This is a genomic window from Mycobacterium sp. IDUB_37, from assembly GCF_055419245.1.
The window spans coordinates 93,304-111,848 of the sequence record NZ_JBVAXG010000004.1 but is presented as its reverse complement, the minus strand read 5'-3'; the positions used below and the strand labels follow the sequence as shown (position 1 = coordinate 111,848).

Genomic DNA, 18,545 nt, shown 5'->3' with positions numbered 1-18,545 from the left:
CGCTGCGTCAAGCAGCGCATGTCACCGGTAGCCGCCGTCGCGTAGACCGGCGTCTTCTTCGAGCCGGTTGGTCTCACGCAACACGACCTCCCGGATCGCCTCCCAGCTGTAGGCCGCGATCATGCCCGCATAACCTTTCGCGGCCCACTGGACGCAGTGCCGCTCCTCGTGATGCAGCACCCGGTCAAGTTCGAGGTTGCCGACGACCGGCTTGCCGTGACTGTCGGTGAACCAAGCGCGCCCGGATTCGACGACGGCGCGAATCTGCTGCGCGGGGTCGGCGACCCGGCCCAGGTTGACCATGAATATGTCGCCCCAAGCGGTTCCGCCCCGCTGACTGAACAGACGCTGGAGCCAGTTGCCGCCGAGGCCCATGAGAATGCCGTTCGGCGTCGTGACCAGCCGGCCGCCGTTGCGGTGCACGAATCGGACGTCTCGGCTGTAGGACCAGCGGTTCGCCAGCTGGCGGTTCTCGATCCGCCTCAACTCGCCGGCGCAATACGGCGTCTCGGCGAAATCGTTGCGAACCGCCAAGCCCGCCCTGCCGTAGTCCGTGCCCGCGTTGACGACGTAGGTCATCAGGGTGGCCCGGCGTGCGCCCTCACCGCTGATCGTCTCCGGGAGAAGAAAGAACGACTTGCCGTGTGGATCGACGATCTCTTCGGTGTTCTCGAGGATGTCCAGGCTCGACAGGACGCCCCGGTGCTGCCGAGCGATCTCGACGACGACCTCCGGCGGCACAGCCCGTCGCGCAGCGCTCGCCAGCCACTTCTGCCCGTAGCCGGTCGGCCGGAGACCGATGAGCAACTCGGCCTTCAGCAGCGCGTGCTCATACTCATACACCGGTTAAATCCGGGAACGCGGTGCGGCGATGGGCGGGCCGACTCTAGGCCGGCGAGATCCCAGCGCTGAGCACTCGGATCGCGCTCACCAGGCCGTCGATGAGGTTGCCCTGTTCGAACGCTGACGAAGCGGCTGCGACGCCGAGCGGAGCTGCAGACTCGGCGCCCCGACCGCGCACCTGCGAGCCGTACACCACCTCGATGGCGCTCTGCTCCGGAGACACGGCAAGCAGCACCGAGTTGTTCGGCGTCGGCACCTTGGCCAGCAACTCCCGCGCCCGCGCGGCGGTGTCGCTACCCAGATCGCCCAGGTAGACCGCGAACCGCGCCGACGACGCCCGCGACGCGTATTTCAGCGCATCGTCAACGGCCACAAGGTCTTTGATGGAGAACGGGTAGTGCACCGAGATATCACCCGGCTCGGTGACTCCGGAGACCCGGCCGCTGGTGGTGAGAACCCAGCCCCTCGGCAGGTCGGCCGGATCGATCGTCGCGATTTCACCATGTGCCACTTGCGCCACCTCCAACCGTGAACTCTGAGCCGTGCCCGCCGTGCGAACCACCGACAGCCTCATCGGTGGCGGCCCACAGGATCGGCGGGTGTGTCCATTTCTCGGACAAGTCATAGCTTGCGGGGTGCGGCCCCTTACGGGTCAAGAACAACGACCCGAGGATGACCACCAGCAACAACGGTATTCCGACGAGCAAGAGGTGAGTCTCCATAGCGTTCACGACGAAAACCGTATCCCACCGAAGGTCCAACCGGCGCACTTAGGACCCCAGAAATCGATACGAACTACGCCGCGCCCTCACCGAGGTATCGCGCCCAGGACGGGTCGAGTTCTTTGACCGTCGAAAGCAGTCGCCAATGCTGTCCGGTCGGCGGCAACGGCACGCGTCGAAGAACCCAGCCGAGTTCGGCCAGCATCTTGTCGCCCTTGCGGTGGTTGCATGCGGAGCAGCACGCCACGCAGTTCTCCCAGGAGTGGTCGCCGCCGCGACTGCGGGGCACAACGTGGTCGATGGTGTCGGCCTTCGCGCCGCAATAGGCGCAACAGAAACGATCGCGATGCATCAGTGCGGCCCGCGTCATCGGCACCCGCGCCCGGTAGGGCACCCGGACAAAGGCACGCAGTTGGATCACCGACGGCATCGCTATGGATTTGGTCGCGGAGTGGATGACGGCCCCGGCCGGATCGTCGTGCACAACGTCGGCCTTGCCACAGATCACCATCACGATCGCGCGCCGCATAGGCAATGCGGTGAGAGGCTCGTAGGTGGAGTTCAGCAACAGCACCCGGCGGCGATTCCAGATTGAAGCGCTGTCGACGCGCAAGGGCGGCGGATCGGCACCGGGGGCAGCGCGGTGGGTACTGGGATGGGCATTGACACTGTGCAGACACGACACGGGCCCAGTTCCGTTTGCCGCGGCACCCGCACTGCGGTGGCTGCGGCGTTTGTTGCGCTGCGCCATAAATCCTCCGCCGACAGTCCATCACGATTCGCTGTCGATCGCACCCCAATTGCCTCCAGCCGCGCCGTGTCGATCCGGTGAACACAAGGCGCTATCGCGGCTGAAGAAGACCGGTGGCCCACAATGGAGAGCGATGGATCAGACAACAGAGACTTTCTACGACGCCGTCGGCGGCGCCGCGACCTTCGATGCGATCGTTGCCCGCTTCTACGAGCAGGTCGCCGAGGACGAGATCCTGCGTCCGTTGTATCCCGAAGAGGACCTGTCCGGGGCCGAGGAACGGCTCCGGATGTTCCTCGAGCAGTATTGGGGCGGCCCGCGGACGTACTCCGACCAGCGCGGTCATCCGCGGCTGCGGATGCGGCACGTGCCCTTCCGGATCGGTCCCATCGAGCGCGACGCCTGGCTGCGATGCATGCAGATCGCGGTCGGCTCCATCGACTCGCAGACCCTCGACGACGATCACCGGCGCCAGTTGCTTCAGTACCTGGAGATGGCCGCCCACTCCCTCGTCAACTCCGCGTTCTGATGGTCGGCGAATCCGAGCCGGCAGGACGGCTTTGGTGGCAAACCGCGGTCTTCTATCAGGTGTATCCGCGCTCCTTCGCCGACAGCAACGGCGACGGCGTCGGTGACCTCGCGGGTCTGGCGGACCACCTCGACCACCTGGAACAGCTCGGTGTAGACGGAATCTGGCTCAACCCGGTCACCGTCTCGCCGATGGCCGACCACGGCTACGACGTCTCCGACCCACGCGACATCGACCCACTGTTCGGCGGGATGGCCGCGTTCGAGCGGCTGATCACCGAAGCGCACGCTCGGGGCATCAAGGTGACCATGGACGTGGTGCCCAACCACACCAGCTCTGCGCACCCGTGGTTCCAGGCCGCGCTGGTCGCGGGTCCCGGCACCGACGCGCGGAATCGCTACTTCTTTCGCGACGGCCGCGGACCCGACGGTCGGTTGCCGCCCAACAACTGGGAGTCGGTTTTCGGCGGACCGGCCTGGACCCGAATCACCGAACCGGACGGCAATCCTGGCCAGTGGTACCTGCACCTCTTTGACACCGAGCAGCCCGACCTGAACTGGGACAACCCAGAGATCTTCGACGACTTCGAAAAGTCGCTGCGCTTCTGGCTCGAGCGTGGCGTCGACGGGTTCCGCATCGACGTGGCGCACGGCATGGCCAAGCCCGAAGGACTGCCCGATTCGCCGGACGCCTCCGAGGTATTGCGCCACACCGACGACGACCCCAGGTTCAATCGACCGAACGTCCACGCGATCCACCGCGATATCCGCGCCGTGATGAACGACTACCCCGAAGCCGTGACCGTCGGCGAGGTCTGGGTGCACGACAACGCCCAATGGGCCGAGTACCTCCGGCCCGACGAACTGCACCTCGGTTTCAACTTCCGGCTCACCCGTACCGACTTCGACGCTGCCGAGATCCGCGAAGCGGTGCAGAACTCACTGGAAGCGGCGGCGCTGGAGAACGCCACCCCGACGTGGACGCTGTCCAACCATGATGTGGGCCGCGAGGTCACGCGGTACGGCGGCGGCGAGGTCGGGTTGTACCGAGCCAAGGCCATGGCCATGCTGATGCTCGCCCTGCCGGGCGCGGTGTTCATCTACAACGGGACAGAGTTGGGTCTGCCTGACGTGGATCTGCCAGACGAGGTGCTGCAGGACCCGACGTGGGAACGCTCGGGACACACCGAACGCGGCCGCGATCGGTGCCGGGTGCCGCTGCCGTGGTCCGGCGACACTCCCCCGTTCGGATTCTCGACCAATGCCGACACCTGGCTACCGATGCCGGCAGATTGGGCGACGCTGACGGTGGCGAAGCAGCGGGCCGACGCCGGATCGGCGTTGTCGTTCTTCACCCGCGCTCTCGAATTGCGCCGGCAGCGCTCGGAATTCGATGGCGCACAGATCGATTGGTTGTCGGCACCCGACGACGCCGTAGTATTCGCGCGCCGCGGCGGTCTGGTGTGTGCCCTGAACGCCGGCGAACGCGCGATGGCACTACCCCCCGGCGAGGTGATCCTGACCAGCGCCGGGTTGATCGACGGCCAGTTGCCGCCCAATGCTGCGGCGTGGCTGGTTTAGCCGGAATTGGTCTAGAAACCGGCGGGCGCAAACGGATAAGGATGCGGCGTGCCGAATATGATCGTGTCGAGCGCATAGCTGAGAACGATCAACTGAAAACCGCCGGCGAGCGTCGACAGCCCAACATTGGCAGCGAGTGGAGCGCCGAGCGCATACATCAGGCCTTCGGCAGGCTGGCCATTCACCACTTGAATCAGCCCATCGATGACCAAGTTGATGTCATAACCCGGGAGACTGAGCGCGAGACTGCTCGCAATATCTGCCGTGGGTAATAGCACCCCGTATGCGGTGGAAAGGTCTGCCACCACGCCGTCGAAAGCCATTGTGTTCACATTCTTGGCGGCCAGCAGCAAGTTCTCGATTGTCGACGCCGGTGAACCAGAAACTGTTACCGGAGCATTCAAACCGAGTGTCGCCAGAACACTCGACAGCGAGATGTCCGGTAGCCTCGGCGGACCCTGCACCTGCAATTCATGACCGGCATTGACAATGCCCTGCTGCGTACCGATCGCCAAGTGATCCAAGACCGTCAAGGGACTGACCGGCGGAAATATGCCGAACGGCGTCGGCACATTGGCGGGGCCCGTGTCGTAGCCGTAGGCCGGGTCTCCGTAGCCCAAGTTCACCAGAACCCGCATATTTGGTTCCAGCAATTCAGCGAGAGGGTTGCCGACATACGGCAGGAACCGCAATGGCTGCAACAATGGTAAATGCTCGGTGGGAATCATGTAGTAAGTGCTCTGGGTCGGCCCCGATGTCGGCAACTGAACAGCTGTGTCGATCTGAGCCTGAGTGAGCAATGGATAGTTCCCATGCACCAGGGCGATACCCATGACAGCATTCACGTCGGCGAGCAGGTTGAGCGGATACCGCGGGAAGTCGGCGAAGCCGTCATATTCGAGTGTGTAGGTGACCGTCGGATACAGGTTATCCGGCGTCGCACCGTAGAACGAGAAGCCCAGTGCCGGCAATTCCAGTCCGGCGAAGCGGGCAAGTGCACCGCCATTAGGATTCATTGGATTTCCCAATAAAACAAAGTTGACCTGTGAACTCGGGACGCCCGCGGACGCAAGCATCGGCATCACGAGAGAGGAAATCGCCGAACTCTGCGAGTAGCCCATGACGGCGATAGAACCCCCCGGGGGAAGTCCCGCGACCTGCTGCAAAATCGCGTCCTTGAGAATCAATGCACCGCGCGCCACTGAGACGTTCAGAACCAAATCCTTGACCCCAGTGAAGGGGTAAAGACCTTCAGGGGTGGACACAATCTGGGGTGGGGTCGCGGAAGGGAAATTCGGCAGGACGAACTTCGAGTAGACGTTTGACACGTAAGTTGCGGACGGTGTCGCCACGCCACTTGGACTCAATATCAGTGCGGCGTCAACGTTTACCGGCGCAGGGGGTGCCAACAAAGCTCCCGCGTTTGCCGCTAAGCCTCCCGCCCGCAACGGCGCGAAAAGCGCCTGGACTGGTTGGGCGAACCCCGCGAGTGCCGCTGAAGCCGCCGCATCAGCTTGCGCATAAGATTCGCTCGCCTCGGTCAACAACTGCGTGAACGCCTGATGAAACTGCGCCACTTGCCGACTGACTGCCGCATAGTCCTGGGCATATGCCCGAAACAGGGCGTTGACCGCCTCGGAAACCTCATCGGCGGCAGCGACGGCCATGTTGCTTGTCGGACCCGCCGCGACGACCTCTGCTTGGTTGACCGCCGATCCGATTCCGGCGACTTCGGCGGCTGCCGCAGTGACCGCCTGCGGGCTCGTGACCAAATAGGACATAGGTGACCCCTCCGGTTAATCGGCCCTGCTTCAGCGCCCGTGCGTTCGACGCCGCCGACCCCACGGAGCCCGACGAAATGTCCGGCGGGATGGCTGACGCATTCGCATCGTAATGGGAAAGCCCTACGAGGTTGGGTATGAATTCGACGGGGCTGTAAGCACGTCGCGTTGCCGCGAAGGTTACGGCGGCGGCAGTCGATGCCGCCATGTACTGCGACCGCCTGTGAGTCCCCGCCGGAGGGACCCGCGCAGCAAGCCTGGCGACCGTTTGGCGAGCCGCTGCTCATTCCTATATACGTATCTGATGACGCCGACCCACGAGTGGACAGTGATCGGGGCCGGACCCGCCGGAATTGCAGCGGTAGGCCGACTGGTTGACCATGGAATCCCGGCAGAAAAAATCGCCTGGATCGATCCGGCTTTCGCCGCCGGAGACCTCGGTCAGAAATGGCGGCCAGTATCAAGCAATACGATTGCCGGCACCTTTCTGGAATATCTGAACGGCTCCTCGGCTTTTCGATTCTCCGATGCACCGCCCTCAGCGCTCGGAGAAGTCGACCCGCAGGATACTTGTGCGCTCGGGTTGGTGGCAGAGCCGTTGCTCTGGGTCACTGAACACCTGCGCGAGCGAGTACAGGTGTTCAAGACGACGGCGACCGCCCTGAATTTGCAGGGCAGGCGCTGGAATATCCAGACGGAAGACCAGGTAGTCGCTTCAAAGAATGTTGTGCTCGCGGTCGGAGCGGTTCCTCGGCGGCTCGATTATCCCGAGCTGGAAGAGATCCCGGTCGAAGTCGCTCTCGATCCGGAAAAGCTCGCCGAGCAGCAGTTGGAGGGTGCGACGGTCGCCGTGTTCGGTTCGTCGCACTCCTCGATGATCGCGCTACCGAATCTGCTGCGCCATCCGGTCGCGAAGGTGATCAATTTCTACCGCGCGCCGCTCAAATATGCGGTTTATCTTGACGATTGGATTCTGTTCGACGACACCGGACTCAAAGGCCGTGCGGCCGATTGGGCCAGAGAAAACATCGATGGGGTGTACCCGGACCGATTGGAGCGGTACTGGGTATCGGACCCCGAATTCAAGAAGCAACTCGAAGCGTGCGACCGCGTGGTCTATACCGTCGGCTTCGAGCGCAGAAGACTGCCGGAAACGCCACAGTGGGGCCCACTCGACTACAACCCGCAGAACGGCGTCATTGCCCCCGGCTTGTTCGGGTTGGGTATCGCATTTCCGGAATATGCGGAAGACCCCTACGGCTACGGTCAGTATCGCGTCGGTCTCAAGAAATTCATGGATTACCTGAACTCGGTGCTGCCTTTATGGATGGTTTACAGCACCTGACGGCTCCAAAAACTCGTGCTGATTCAAACGGACAACGTCAGCGCAACACCAAGGCGGCGTGACTACGGCGTCTGTACACCGAGCCGAACCGCGCATCGATACGCAACCACGCCGGCAGAATCCGTATTCGGATCATCTCGTCGTCGTCGATCGTCTCGGCCGACTGCGGCAAGAAACCCATTGCGGTGAGGGCGAATACACAGCGCATCGGCAGTCCCACCACGGTGTCGCCGGAGCTGACTTCGATCACCTCTTGGTCCAACAGCGAGGTCGGCGGGCCGTGCGCACTTCCATGCTCCCTGGCCAGTTGGACACCGCGTTGGGCCAAGTCCAGCATCACTTTGGCCGGTATGTCGTCGAGGTGGGTGAAGCCGGACTCGGGGGGCAATCCGACCCGCCACGCCGAGTCCATCGCATAGCCGGGATCGACATAGCCCGTTGAGTCGGTTGGATCGAGTGCGGCCAGCCCACGCGCCAATGCGTCGGCACCGACCGACATGTCGTCCGGCCGGACTTCGCCGATCACCACACGACTGGCCAGCACCTCGAAACCCGTTGCCACCCAAGCCGTCAACAAATCTGCCGATCGCGCCCGGAGTCTGATGACGGCGGCATCGTCGAGCCGCAACGCGTGATCGACGAATGTAGCCAGATCCGCGCGGTGGGCTTGATCGCCCAGCCACAGTCCGCGTTCGGGTCTGCCCGCTATGTTCTCTCCCCCTCTATTCTCGGAGCCACCGCTGCAGGTACTCCCGATGATGAGGCGTCAGGCGCACCAACCGCTGCTCCTCGATGTGCACAGCGGCGAGTTGAGACTCGGCGATGACAGCCGGCTTCGACTTCGGATCGGCGTTCACCGAGCGCACTTCGTAGCCCAGGGTGAAGTCCACCGCCCGCAGACGCTTGGTCCAGATCGTCACCTGCAACGGCGAATCGACCAGTCGCAGCTGATCTTTATAGGTGACGCGGACATCGGCGATCAGCAGGCCGATGGTCGTGATGTCGGCGCCAAAAGGCTCCCTGAGGAACGGAACTCGCGACTCTTCGAGGATCGTGACCATGGTGGCGTGGTTGACGTGCTGGTACATGTCGATGTCCGACCAACGCACCGGCACAGGTGCAACATAACCAACGCTCACCCTGTCGATCCCCGTCCGCTGGTCCGGGTCATGCGGCGGATCTGACGGGCCGCCACGGACAGGGTCGCCAGGTCCGTTGCGCCGCTCTCACGAATCTCGTTGAGAGTCCGGCGTGCCCGCTCGACTCGAGACGCGCTGACGTGTTCCCACTCGGCGATCTTCTGCTCGCCGCTCTCGCCCGGCTCACCCACCGCCAGCACGTCGAAGCACAACGACCGCAGCGACGAGTAGATATCGTCCCGAATCGCTATGCGCGCCAACGCATGCCAGCGATCGTTACGAGGCAGCTCGGACACCGCCGTGAGCAGGGAGTCGGTACCCAGCCGGTCCATCAAGGCGAAGTAGGTATCGGCGACGTCGTCGGTCTCCAGCTCGGTGATGTCAGCGATGTCGATGACGTCGAGCAGGCTGTAGCGGTACAGGCCGGCGGCTACCCGGTAGGCCAGGTCGTGGGGAGCGCCCAGCGCGGTGAATTCCGCGGCCTCCTTCTCGACGATGGCCTTGTCGTCTCCGCGCAGCCAATCCGACATGTGCGGCGTCAGCGCCTTGACCTTGGCGGCGAACCGGTTGATCTCGGCGCCGACAGCCAGCGGCTGCGGACGATAGTTGAGCAACCAACGCCCGGCGCGGTCGACAAGCCGGCGGGTGTCCAGAGTCAACCGGTCCGACAGTGGGACCGGCAGGTTGGCCGCACGGATCCGTCGCCAGATACCGCCGATCCCGAAGATCGCGTCGGTGGCCGCGTAGGTGCGCACCGCGTCGATCGCTGTCACGCCAACGTCTTCGGCGATCCGGTAAGCGTAGGTGATCCCCGCGGTGTCGACCAGGTCGTTGATCAACATGGTGGTGATGATCTCGCGACGGAGTTGGTGCGTCCGGATCTCCGGAGTGAACCGGTCGCGCAGCGGCTTCGGGAAGTACTCCGGCAGCCGGGACGCGAACACATCCAGGTCCGGCACCTCAGTCTTCAGCAGGCCCTCTTTGAGGCCCAGTTTGACGTGCGCCATCAACGTGGCCAGCTCGGGCGAGGTCAGCCCGATGCCGATGCTGGTGCGCCGGGCGATCTCCTTCTCCGAAGGCAACGCTTCCAGTTCGCGGTTGACGCCCCGGGTGGCCACCAGGAACTTGATCTGGTCGGCATGCACGGGCAGCAGGCTGGCCGCATTGGCACGGCTGGTGCCCATCAAGTCGTTCTGGTCCTCGTTGTCGAGCAGCACCAGGTGTCCGACCTCATCGGTCATTGACTCGAGCAGTTGACTGCGTTCCTCGGCCTTCACCTTGCCGGCGGTGACCAGGGAGTCGATCAGAATCTTGATGTTGACCTCGTGGTCGGAGCAGTCCACGCCGGCGGAGTTGTCCATCGCGTCGGTGTTGATCCGGCCACCGGACAGATCGAATTCGACGCGGCCCAGGGCCGTCACCCCGAGGTTGCCGCCTTCGCCGATGACCTTGGCGCGCACTTGGTTTCCGTTGACGCGTACCGGATCGTTGGCGCGGTCGCCGACGTCGGCGTCTGACTCGTTCTCCGCCTTGATGTAGGTGCCGATGCCGCCGTTGAACAGCAGGTCCACCGGCGCCTGCAGGATCGCCCGAATCAGGCTGGGCGGGGTCATTTCTTCGATGTCACCGTCGATGCCCAGGGCGTCGCGGATCTGCGGGCTGATGGGAATCGATTTCTGCGCGCGGCTGTACACGCCGCCGCCTTCGCTGATCAGCGACTTGTCGTAGTCGTCCCAGCTGGACCGGGGCAGGTCGAACATCCGCTTGCGCTCCACCCAGGTGGGCGCCGCCTCGGGTTTGGGGTCGATGAAGATGTGCCGGTGATCGAAGGCGGCGATCAGCCTGATGTGCTTGCTGAGCAACATGCCGTTGCCGAACACGTCGCCGCTCATGTCGCCGACTCCGACGACGGTGAAGTCTTGGCTCTGGGTGTCGACGCTGATCTCGCGGAAGTGCCGCTTGACCGCCTCCCAGGCGCCCTTGGCGGTGATGCCCATGGCCTTGTGGTCGTACCCGACCGATCCGCCGGAGGCGAACGCGTCGCCCAGCCAGAAGCCGTAGGACTTGGCCACGTCGTTGGCGATGTCGGAGAACGTCGCGGTGCCCTTGTCGGCGGCCACCACCAGGTAGGCGTCGTCGCCGTCCCGACGCACCACCCCGGACGGCGGATTGACCTTCCCGCTTGCCATATCGACGTTGTCGGTCACGTCGAGCAATCCAGAGATGAACAGCTGGTAGCAGGCGACACCTTCGGTGCGCGAGGCATCGCGGTCGACAGCCGGGTCGCCGGTAGGCAGCGGCGGCCGCTTCAAGACGAACCCACCCTTGGCCCCGACCGGCACGATGACCGCGTTCTTCACGGCTTGCGCCTTGACCAGCCCCAGAATTTCGGTGCGGAAGTCGTCGCGGCGGTCGGACCAGCGCAACCCGCCGCGTGCGACCGGCCCGAATCGCAGGTGCACGCCTTCGACGCGGGGCGAATACACGAAGATCTCGAACTTGGGCCGCGGCAGCGGCAATTCGTCGATCAGTTGGGCGTCGAGCTTGACCGCGATGACGTTACGGCTGCGGGCCGAACCTTCCTTCGTGACAAAGTAATTGGTGCGCAACGTGGCCTGGACCAACGACGCGAACGCACGCAGGATGCGGTCGGTGTCCAGGCTGACCAGTGCGTCGATGTCCGCGGCGACGGCTGCGGCGGCCGCCTGCGCGTCGGCACCCGTTGATTGCGACTCGGGATCGAACAGCGCCTCGAACAAGGTCACCAGTGAGCGCGCGGTCGAGGGATGTTCGTTGAGCACCGACTCGATGTGGGACTGGCTGTAGGGGAAGTTCGCCTGCCGCAGGTACTTGGCGTAGGCCCGCAGCGGAACCACCTGTTGCCAGGTCAGCCCGGCCCGCATGACCAACTCGTTGAACCGGTCCACCTCGACGCGGCCCTGCCAGATCGCGGTGACCGCGTCAGCAAAGCGGTGTGCACCCGCCTCCCGCTCGGCTTCGGTGTCGGGCAAGGGGATGGTGGGGTGCGGGGAGATCCTGAACTGATAGATCCATATCGGCAACCCGTCCGGCCGCACGACGGTGAACGGACGCTCTTCGAGAACCACGACGCCCATACTCTGCAGCATCGGCAGCAACTTGCTCAGCGAAGCGGTGTGTCCCCCGAGGTACCAGGTGAGGTTTGCGATCCCGTGCTCGTCGCGTTCGGAGAAGACCAGCTTGACCGAATCCTCGGTCAGTTCGTTGACGATCGCGATGTCCTGGACGGCCACGGCAGGAGGGATGACCTGCTTGTACGCCTCGGAGAAGGCGGTCGAGTAGTGCTCGGCGTCGGCATACGAAATCGCGCCGGTTGCCGCGGCAGCCATCAGCCGATCGGGCCAGGTGCGCGCAGCCTCGCTGAGCAGTGCCTGCAGCCGGGTGCGGTTGGCATCGGAGACGTCGACGGGGGCCGCAGCACTTCCGTCATCGGGCAGCCGGACCATGAAATGCATCAGCGCCCAAGGGGATTCGCTGACCCGAGCGGTGAATTCCAGCCGCGTCCCGCCGAACTCGCGGACCAGGATGTCCTCGACCTGCAGCCGCACGGCCGTGGTGTAGCGGTCGCGCGGAACGTAGACGAGGCAGGAGACGAAGAACTGCAGCCGGTCGGCGCGCAGGAACAGAAGTGCGCGTCGTTGCGATCCCATGTCCACAACGGCCATGGCCATCTCGAGTAGCCGTTGGGCACTCAGGGTGAACAACTCCGGACGCGGGACGGTCTGAATGACGTCGAGCAGCAGCTGGCCGGGGTGGCTGGGGTCGCTGCCGGCCAGGGTGAGGGCATCGCGTACCCGGCGCGAGATCGCCGGGATCTCCAAGACGTCGGCGTTCATGGCGGCGACCGTGAACAGCCCGACGAAGCGGTGCTCGAACACGCTTCCGTCGGGACCGTCCGGCCCGGCGGTGTATTCGCGGATGGCAATCGCGTACGGGTATGCGCCGTAACGCAAGTAGCTGCCGACGGTAGCCTGAGCCAAGACGAGCAACTTGGATTCGTCGGTCAGCCGCGGACGCGTGCCCGAGCGGGCCCGTAGTACGCCCAGACCGCTGGACCCGTCACCGGCGACCAGCCCGTCCTGCACCCTGGTTCGCTGATAGCCGAGCAGCAGGAAGTTGCCTCTGCCCAACCACTTCAACAGAGCGGCGACTTCCTGCCGGTCGGGAGCCGCGTAGCGACCTTCGGGGTCGCTGTCGATGTCTTCGGCAACTTCGCCGAGCATGGAGGTCATCGCCGCAGCATCTTTGGCGACCCGCTGCACGTCGGCAAGGACCTTGGGCAGCAGTCGTTCTGCCTCGACGAGTGCCTTGCGGTCGAGCGCGGGCGAGAGCTGCACATGAATCCACGCCTCGCCGACGTAGGGCGATGTGTCGTCGGCTTTCGGTTCGACGCGCTGCAGTGCACCCGCCGCGTCGCGACGTACCTCGAAGACCGGAGTCATGATGGCGGTGTAGGAGAGACCGAGCCGGTGCAGCAGCACGGTGACCGAATCCATCAGCATGGAGCCCTGATCGGTGACCACCTGCAACGCCGGCCCGAATCCGGACGGGTCGTCGGACGGGTAGACGACGACCGAGCTTTCGCCGAGCGGGCGTTGCACAGCGAGCCGGCGGTGAGCGCTGACCACCGCGGGAGTCACCGTCGAGGCGGGGTCGACCACCCCGTCAAAGCCGTCGTCCTGCGGCCCCCGATAACTATCGAGGTAGGCCTTGAAAACCCAGGTCGGGATGTCAGTGTCTGGCGTGGACGTGGTCCACGCCGCGACATCATCTACATCAACTTTGGTCCCGGGATCGATCGTCATTCCGATTCTCCACAACTCGCGGCGGATACCAGTCGGCGCTCACTATGCCTCACTTCTCAGCGGCCGACTAGACCGCATCGTCGCGGGGCGAGCTAGACATTAGTCCCGGGTCAGCCTGCGGTGGGTGACCCTATGCGGACGCGCCGCATCGGCGCCAAGTCTTTCCACCTTGTTCTCTTCATAGGCGCCGAAATTGCCCTCAAACCAGAACCATTTGGCCTCGTGGTCGTCGTCACCCTCCCAGGCCAAAATGTGCGTACAGGTCCGGTCCAGGAACCAGCGATCGTGGGAGATCACCACCGCACAACCGGGGAAATTCACCAGCGCGTTTTCCAGCGAGCTCAGGGTTTCGACGTCCAGGTCGTTGGTCGGTTCGTCGAGCAGGATCAGGTTGCCGCCCTGCTTGAGGGTGAGCGCCAGGTTCAGTCTGTTGCGCTCACCACCCGACAGCACACCAGCAGGTTTCTGCTGGTCAGGCCCCTTGAACCCGAACGCCGACACATACGCACGAGACGGCACTTCGGTTTGGCCGACCTGGATGTAGTCCAGCCCGTCTGAGACGACCTGCCACACGTTCTTCTTCGGATCGATCCCGGCCCGACCCTGGTCCACGTAGCTCAACTTGACGGTCTCGCCGACCTTGACAGTGCCGCTGTCGGGCTCCTCGAGCCCGACAATGGTCTTGAACAGCGTGGTCTTTCCGACCCCGTTGGGACCGATGACACCGACGATGCCATTGCGGGGCAGCGTGAAGGACAGATCCTTGATCAGAGTGCGTCCTTCGAAGCCCTTGTCAAGGTGGCCTACATCGACTACCACCGAGCCCAACCGGGGCCCGACTGGGATCTGGATCTCCTCGAAGTCGAGCTTGCGGGTCTTCTCCGCCTCGGCGACCATCTCCTCGTAGCGCTGCAGGCGCGCCTTGCTCTTGGCCTGGCGTGCCTTGGCGCCGGAACGGACCCAGGCCAACTCGTCCTGTAACCGCTTCTGCAGCTTGGCGTCCTTGCGGCCCTGCACGGCGATACGGTCGGACTTCTTCTCCAAGTAGGTCGAGTAGTTGCCCTCATAGGGATAGGCCCGCCCACGGTCCAGCTCGAGAATCCACTGGGCGACGTTGTCGAGGAAGTACCGGTCGTGGGTGACCGCCAAGATCGCGCCTTCGTAGCTGGCCAGGTGCTGCTCGAGCCACTGGACGCTCTCGGCGTCGAGGTGGTTGGTCGGCTCGTCGAGCAGCAGCAAGTCTGGCTTGGACAGCAGCAGCTTGCACAACGCGACGCGGCGACGCTCGCCACCGGACAGGTTGGTGACCGGTTCGTCCGGCGGCGGGCAGCGCAGCGCGTCCATCGCCTGTTCCAGCTGCGAATCCAGATCCCACGCGTCGGCGTGGTCCAGGTCTTCCTGCAGCCGACCCATCTCCTCCATCAGCTCGTCGGAGTAGTCGGTGGCCATCAATTCGGCGACCTCGTTGAATCGGTCGAGCTTGACCTTGATCTCGCCCAGACCCTCTTCGACGTTGCCCCGAACCGTCTTCTCCTCGTTGAGGGGAGGTTCCTGTAGCAGGATGCCAACGGAGGCCCCGGGGGCCAAGAAGGCGTCACCATTGTTGGCCTTGTCCAAACCAGCCATGATCCGCAAGACGCTCGACTTGCCGGCCCCGTTGGGGCCGACAACGCCGATCTTGGCGCCGGGGTAAAAGCTCAACGTGACGTCGTCGAGAATCACCTTGTCGCCGTGCGCCTTGCGGACCTTCTTCATCGTGTAGATGAACTCAGCCATGCCGCGGTATTGCCTTTCTGGTCTTTTCGGAAATATCCGCGGCCCATCCTATGCACCGCCGCGGAACGTCAGGCCGACAGTGGCAGTGCACTGGGAGCGGAGGCGGGATCTTCGGCCGACTCGGGGCCGGCCGCCGCAGCCTCCGCGGTGTCGCCGTGACCGTCGGTTGCCGGGCTCGGCACCGGATTCGGGCCGGTGTAGCGGGGCTTCTCGATGCGCACGATCGTGCGGGCCAGATCCGGCCCGACCGCTATCGCCCGCATCTCCGTCGACGAACGGCGATTGCCGTCGCGATCGTCGTACTCACTTGTGTAGACATGGCCATGGACGATCACCGGTGCGCCTTTGGACAGCGCAGCGCCTACTCCGGTGACCAGCCTCCCCCAGCAGTTGACCGTGACGAACAACGAATTGCCTGGCTGCCAGGTCCCGTCGTCGGTCCGTCGCCGTGAGTTGCTTGCCACCCGGAATCTGATGAATTCGTCGCTACCGACGTGGCGGCGCTGCGGGTCGTTGACGATGTGACCGACGATGGTTAGCGGTGTCTCGAACATTGGCTCAACTTTCGGTTCGGGAGGATTCCCATCCGTGGGTCCTTGTTCTCGGGAATCCTCGGTCGTACTGCTGTTGAAGCCCATTTAGCTCGTCAGCACCGACGAATGACGCGGGTGATCGCAGCCGATGGGTGAGCCTGTGGAGAAAGTGGCGACTGTGGATGAAGCGGAGGCGACCTAGCGATCCGAAGCGGCGTCACGCCGTTCGGACCGCGCCTGCCGTGCTTTGACTTCGCGGTCGGTGAACTGTCTGCGGGCGATCTGCTCCACATAGGTGAAATCGTGCAGGATGTCACGCAGTTCCCTGCGGAATGCGTCCCGCCGCTCGGACAGCTGCGGCCCAGGCGCGATCAGATTTTGGTCGGCCACCACCTGGCGGGCTGTCGCGAACAACAGCGTCGACACCGACTCGCTGCTGCGAACCCGTCCCTGCGCCACATACTGACGGCCGACGCCGAGCGCCAAATCCGTCAGATCCTTCTGGGAGATATCAGCGGGAGCGTCGCGCAGGACGTCGGCGACGATCTCATAGGCCTCGAAGAAAACCCGCAGCATCGCATGAGACATCAACGGCCGCTTGGCATAAAGCATTTCCTCGATCATGTCGCCACCGGCGGAAACGTGATTTTCCCAATCCTTGTGCCACGCCATCTCTTCGGCGATGTTGGTGCGGAACGCTGTCGAGTCGGCGAAATAAAAGTCGAACTTCAACAGATCGCGTAGCCGCATCGCCTGCGCCCAAAACGCCGCCAGCCGGTCGCCGTCCCCGGAGTACCGGGCGTGCGCCAGCGCCAGTTCGACGATAGAGGTCTCCAGGAAAGCGTGGATCACCGAATTGCGGTAGAACGCCGCCGCATGTTCGTCATCCGGAGCGATGTACCACACCGGTTCCCGGCCGCTGTCGATCCGCGTCACCGGGTGGCCGTTGGACAGTGCGTCGGCCCCGGCCCGGACGCCGTCACGGGATCGCAGCCGCAACGCGCTGGTGGATACCGGCGTGTTCTTACGATCCAGGTAGTCCAGCGAGCCCTGCAGGGTGTGGTGCAGCTGATCCAGCGTCAACGCCGTCCCGCGGGTGGCCAGCAGCAGCGCCGACACCAGACCCGTCGCCGTGACCGGCGTGGACTGCAGGATCCGCCACGCGACTTCGAACGACATCTTCTGCAACGCAAGGCGTTTGGCGGCCGGGTCGTTGGCAATGGGACCGTTGGGCGGCCCCAGGTACTGCCGCATCGAAACCGCCTCGGGGAAGCGCACGTAGATCTTGCCGTAGTTGCGCTCCCCTTGCGCCTTGATGAAGTTGTACAACCAACTGAAGCCCTCGGGCGTCTTCTCGGCCCCCTGCGCATAGGCCGCGTACTCCGCGACCTCGTGCAACTGGTCGAAACAGATCGAAACTCCTTGCAGCAGAATGTCTTCGCTGCGACCGTCCAGATATGCATCGGCCACGTAACTCATCAGACCGAGCTTGGGCGGCAACATCTTTCCGGTCCGCGACCGGGTGCCTTCAATCGACCAGCTCAGATTGAACCGCTTCTCGACGATGTAACCCACGTATTCCTTGAGCACGTACTTGTACAACGCGTTGTCGCCGATGTTGCGCCGGATGAAGATCGTCCCGGATCGGCGCATCAGCGGACCCATGACACCGAATGACAGGTTGATGCCGCCGAACATGTGCACCGGCGGTAATCGGTTGTCCTGCATCGCCACTGGCACCACGGCACCGTCGATGTAGGACCGGTGCGAGAACAGCAAGACCGCCGGGTGGGATTCCAACGCGGCGCGCATCGCGGCGACCTGATACTCGTCGTAGTCGAGGTCGGGGTCGAACCCGCGGCTGAGCAACCTGCCGAGCACCGAGATCACGTCAACCGATGCCTGGCTCCACCCGGTAGCCAGCTCGTCGAGCATCTTTCCGGCTTCCTCGACGGTCGCGCCCGAGATCGCTTCCAAGCCGGTCCGAAAACGCGACGAGGCCAGCATCTCCGGCTTGACCAGACGGGGCGATTTGTATTGCGGCCCAAGGATTCGATACTCGGCGCGCGCGAGGGCGAGCAGCGCACGCCGGGTGACGAACTCGGCGAATTCCTGGGTGTTCTCCCCGACGGTGGTCTGGCGCCATTGCTGGCGGAGTTCGGACACATCGGCCGACTCGCCTGTCACCACCCGCGCGCGCCACGGCTCGGTGCGCAGGATGTGACGCTGCTGACGCGGGCTGGGATGGTAGGGATCCCGCCCCGGCAGCAGCGCGGCAACTTTGGCGACCTTGCCCCGGTCGGCCGCGGGTAGCCAGAACACCCGCACCGGCACGACCGAGCGGTCGCTACCGGAATCGAGTTGCTCCACCAGGGCCGTCAACGCACCCGCGGGTGCGTTGGGTCGTGGCAGCTTCAAGACGTCGTACTTGGTCTCCGGGTGACGAGCGCGCTGCTGGCCCAACCAGGCCATGACCAACTCCATCTCGACCGGAGTGTCCATCGACGCAAGTACCAGTGCGTCGTCGGCGGTCAGGACTGCGCTGGTGTCGGCGGCCGGCTTGGTCACTGCCGGCCTCAGGCTTGCGGGCTCGACGTGTCGACACCGTCAGGCTGCTCGGGACCGGATTGCGGCGAGGCGTCCGCTTCCGGCTCCGGAATCGGCTCGGCGGAAGCCTTTTTCGCCGTTCTCTTGGCGGGCTG

The 18,545-nt window shown here is 64.2% G+C and carries 14 protein-coding genes; 3 read left to right on the top strand and 11 right to left on the bottom strand.

The genetic code is table 11. The features are described from left to right. Positions 1–21: 21 nt before the first annotated feature. The 4 genes from ACZY1I_RS14905 to ACZY1I_RS14890 all read right to left on the bottom strand — a co-directional run bounded on the left by ACZY1I_RS14905 (position 22) and on the right by ACZY1I_RS14890 (position 2,316). Positions 22–843, bottom strand: coding sequence for a hypothetical protein (locus ACZY1I_RS14905; RefSeq protein ID WP_463755226.1), 822 nt, complete (start codon positions 841–843; stop codon positions 22–24). A 43-nt stretch (positions 844–886) separates the two neighbouring features. Then, positions 887–1,354 carry a DUF5130 domain-containing protein gene (locus ACZY1I_RS14900; protein ID WP_463755225.1) on the bottom strand — a complete coding sequence of 156 codons (468 nt, stop codon included), beginning with the start codon at positions 1,352–1,354 and terminating at the stop codon, positions 887–889. Further along, positions 1,341–1,565, bottom strand: a complete 225-nt coding sequence (gene ctaJ / locus ACZY1I_RS14895; protein ID WP_463755723.1) for an aa3-type cytochrome oxidase subunit CtaJ — start codon at positions 1,563–1,565, stop codon at positions 1,341–1,343. Before ctaJ ends, ACZY1I_RS14900 begins: the two co-directional genes overlap by 14 nt. Positions 1,566–1,638: 73 nt before the next feature. Continuing rightward, entirely contained in the window at positions 1,639–2,316 is a 678-nt protein-coding gene (locus tag ACZY1I_RS14890; RefSeq protein WP_463755224.1) for an HNH endonuclease, read from the bottom strand. 133 nt (positions 2,317–2,449) lie between these two features. Between ACZY1I_RS14890 and ACZY1I_RS14885 the strand changes: the two genes are divergently transcribed. Continuing rightward, on the top strand, positions 2,450–2,845 hold the full coding sequence (locus tag ACZY1I_RS14885) for a globin (protein ID WP_463755223.1): 396 nt from the start codon (positions 2,450–2,452) through the stop codon (positions 2,843–2,845). Continuing rightward, on the top strand, positions 2,845–4,425 hold the full coding sequence (locus ACZY1I_RS14880; protein ID WP_463755222.1) for a glycoside hydrolase family 13 protein: 1,581 nt from the start codon (positions 2,845–2,847) through the stop codon (positions 4,423–4,425). The genes ACZY1I_RS14885 and ACZY1I_RS14880 overlap by 1 nt, the downstream gene beginning before the upstream one ends. A gap of 11 nt (positions 4,426–4,436) precedes the next feature. On the opposite strand, the gene ACZY1I_RS14875 is transcribed toward ACZY1I_RS14880, so the two are convergent. Further along, on the bottom strand, positions 4,437–6,206 hold the full coding sequence (locus ACZY1I_RS14875; protein WP_463755221.1) for a PE family protein: 1,770 nt from the start codon (positions 6,204–6,206) through the stop codon (positions 4,437–4,439). Between the two features lie 328 nt (positions 6,207–6,534). Between ACZY1I_RS14875 and ACZY1I_RS14870 the strand changes: the two genes are divergently transcribed. After that, positions 6,535–7,551, top strand: a complete 1,017-nt coding sequence (locus ACZY1I_RS14870) for an FAD-dependent oxidoreductase (protein ID WP_463755722.1) — start codon at positions 6,535–6,537, stop codon at positions 7,549–7,551. A 37-nt stretch (positions 7,552–7,588) separates the two neighbouring features. Here the strand turns inward: ACZY1I_RS14870 and ACZY1I_RS14865 are convergent, their stop codons facing one another. The 6 genes from ACZY1I_RS14865 to ACZY1I_RS14840 all read right to left on the bottom strand — a co-directional run bounded on the left by ACZY1I_RS14865 (position 7,589) and on the right by ACZY1I_RS14840 (position 18,411). Beyond that, positions 7,589–8,260, bottom strand: a complete 672-nt coding sequence (locus ACZY1I_RS14865) for a DUF8185 domain-containing protein (RefSeq protein WP_463755721.1) — start codon at positions 8,258–8,260, stop codon at positions 7,589–7,591. A 13-nt stretch (positions 8,261–8,273) separates the two neighbouring features. Then, positions 8,274–8,690 carry an acyl-CoA thioesterase gene (locus ACZY1I_RS14860; protein ID WP_463755220.1) on the bottom strand — a complete coding sequence of 139 codons (417 nt, stop codon included), beginning with the start codon at positions 8,688–8,690 and terminating at the stop codon, positions 8,274–8,276. Continuing rightward, positions 8,687–13,534, bottom strand: a complete 4,848-nt coding sequence (locus ACZY1I_RS14855) for an NAD-glutamate dehydrogenase (RefSeq protein WP_463755219.1) — start codon at positions 13,532–13,534, stop codon at positions 8,687–8,689. Before ACZY1I_RS14855 ends, ACZY1I_RS14860 begins: the two co-directional genes overlap by 4 nt. A 99-nt stretch (positions 13,535–13,633) precedes the next feature. Then, positions 13,634–15,310, bottom strand: a complete 1,677-nt coding sequence (gene ettA, locus ACZY1I_RS14850; protein WP_463755218.1) for an energy-dependent translational throttle protein EttA — start codon at positions 15,308–15,310, stop codon at positions 13,634–13,636. Positions 15,311–15,378: 68 nt separating this feature from the next. Further along, positions 15,379–15,864 (bottom strand): single-stranded DNA-binding protein, encoded by a 486-nt coding sequence (locus ACZY1I_RS14845; protein WP_463755217.1) that lies wholly within the window; start codon positions 15,862–15,864, stop codon positions 15,379–15,381. 177 nt (positions 15,865–16,041) lie between these two features. Next, on the bottom strand, positions 16,042–18,411 hold the full coding sequence (locus ACZY1I_RS14840) for a glycerol-3-phosphate 1-O-acyltransferase (RefSeq protein ID WP_463755216.1): 2,370 nt from the start codon (positions 18,409–18,411) through the stop codon (positions 16,042–16,044). Positions 18,412–18,545 lie beyond the last annotated feature (134 nt).

What these genes read in the sequence shown, in the direction of transcription:
- ACZY1I_RS14890 (WP_463755224.1), bottom strand. Translation starts at nt 2,316, where the DNA reads ATGGCGCAGCGCAACAAACGCCGCAGCCACCGCAGTGCGGGTGCCGCG.
- ACZY1I_RS14875 (WP_463755221.1), bottom strand. Translation starts at nt 6,206, where the DNA reads ATGTCCTATTTGGTCACGAGCCCGCAGGCGGTCACTGCGGCAGCCGCC.
- ACZY1I_RS14880 (WP_463755222.1), top strand. Translation starts at nt 2,845, where the DNA reads ATGGTCGGCGAATCCGAGCCGGCAGGACGGCTTTGGTGGCAAACCGCG.
- ACZY1I_RS14885 (WP_463755223.1), top strand. Translation starts at nt 2,450, where the DNA reads ATGGATCAGACAACAGAGACTTTCTACGACGCCGTCGGCGGCGCCGCG.
- ettA (WP_463755218.1), bottom strand. Translation starts at nt 15,310, where the DNA reads ATGGCTGAGTTCATCTACACGATGAAGAAGGTCCGCAAGGCGCACGGC.
- ACZY1I_RS14845 (WP_463755217.1), bottom strand. Translation starts at nt 15,864, where the DNA reads ATGTTCGAGACACCGCTAACCATCGTCGGTCACATCGTCAACGACCCG.
- ACZY1I_RS14855 (WP_463755219.1), bottom strand. Translation starts at nt 13,534, where the DNA reads ATGACGATCGATCCCGGGACCAAAGTTGATGTAGATGATGTCGCGGCG.
- ctaJ (WP_463755723.1), bottom strand. Translation starts at nt 1,565, where the DNA reads ATGGAGACTCACCTCTTGCTCGTCGGAATACCGTTGTTGCTGGTGGTC.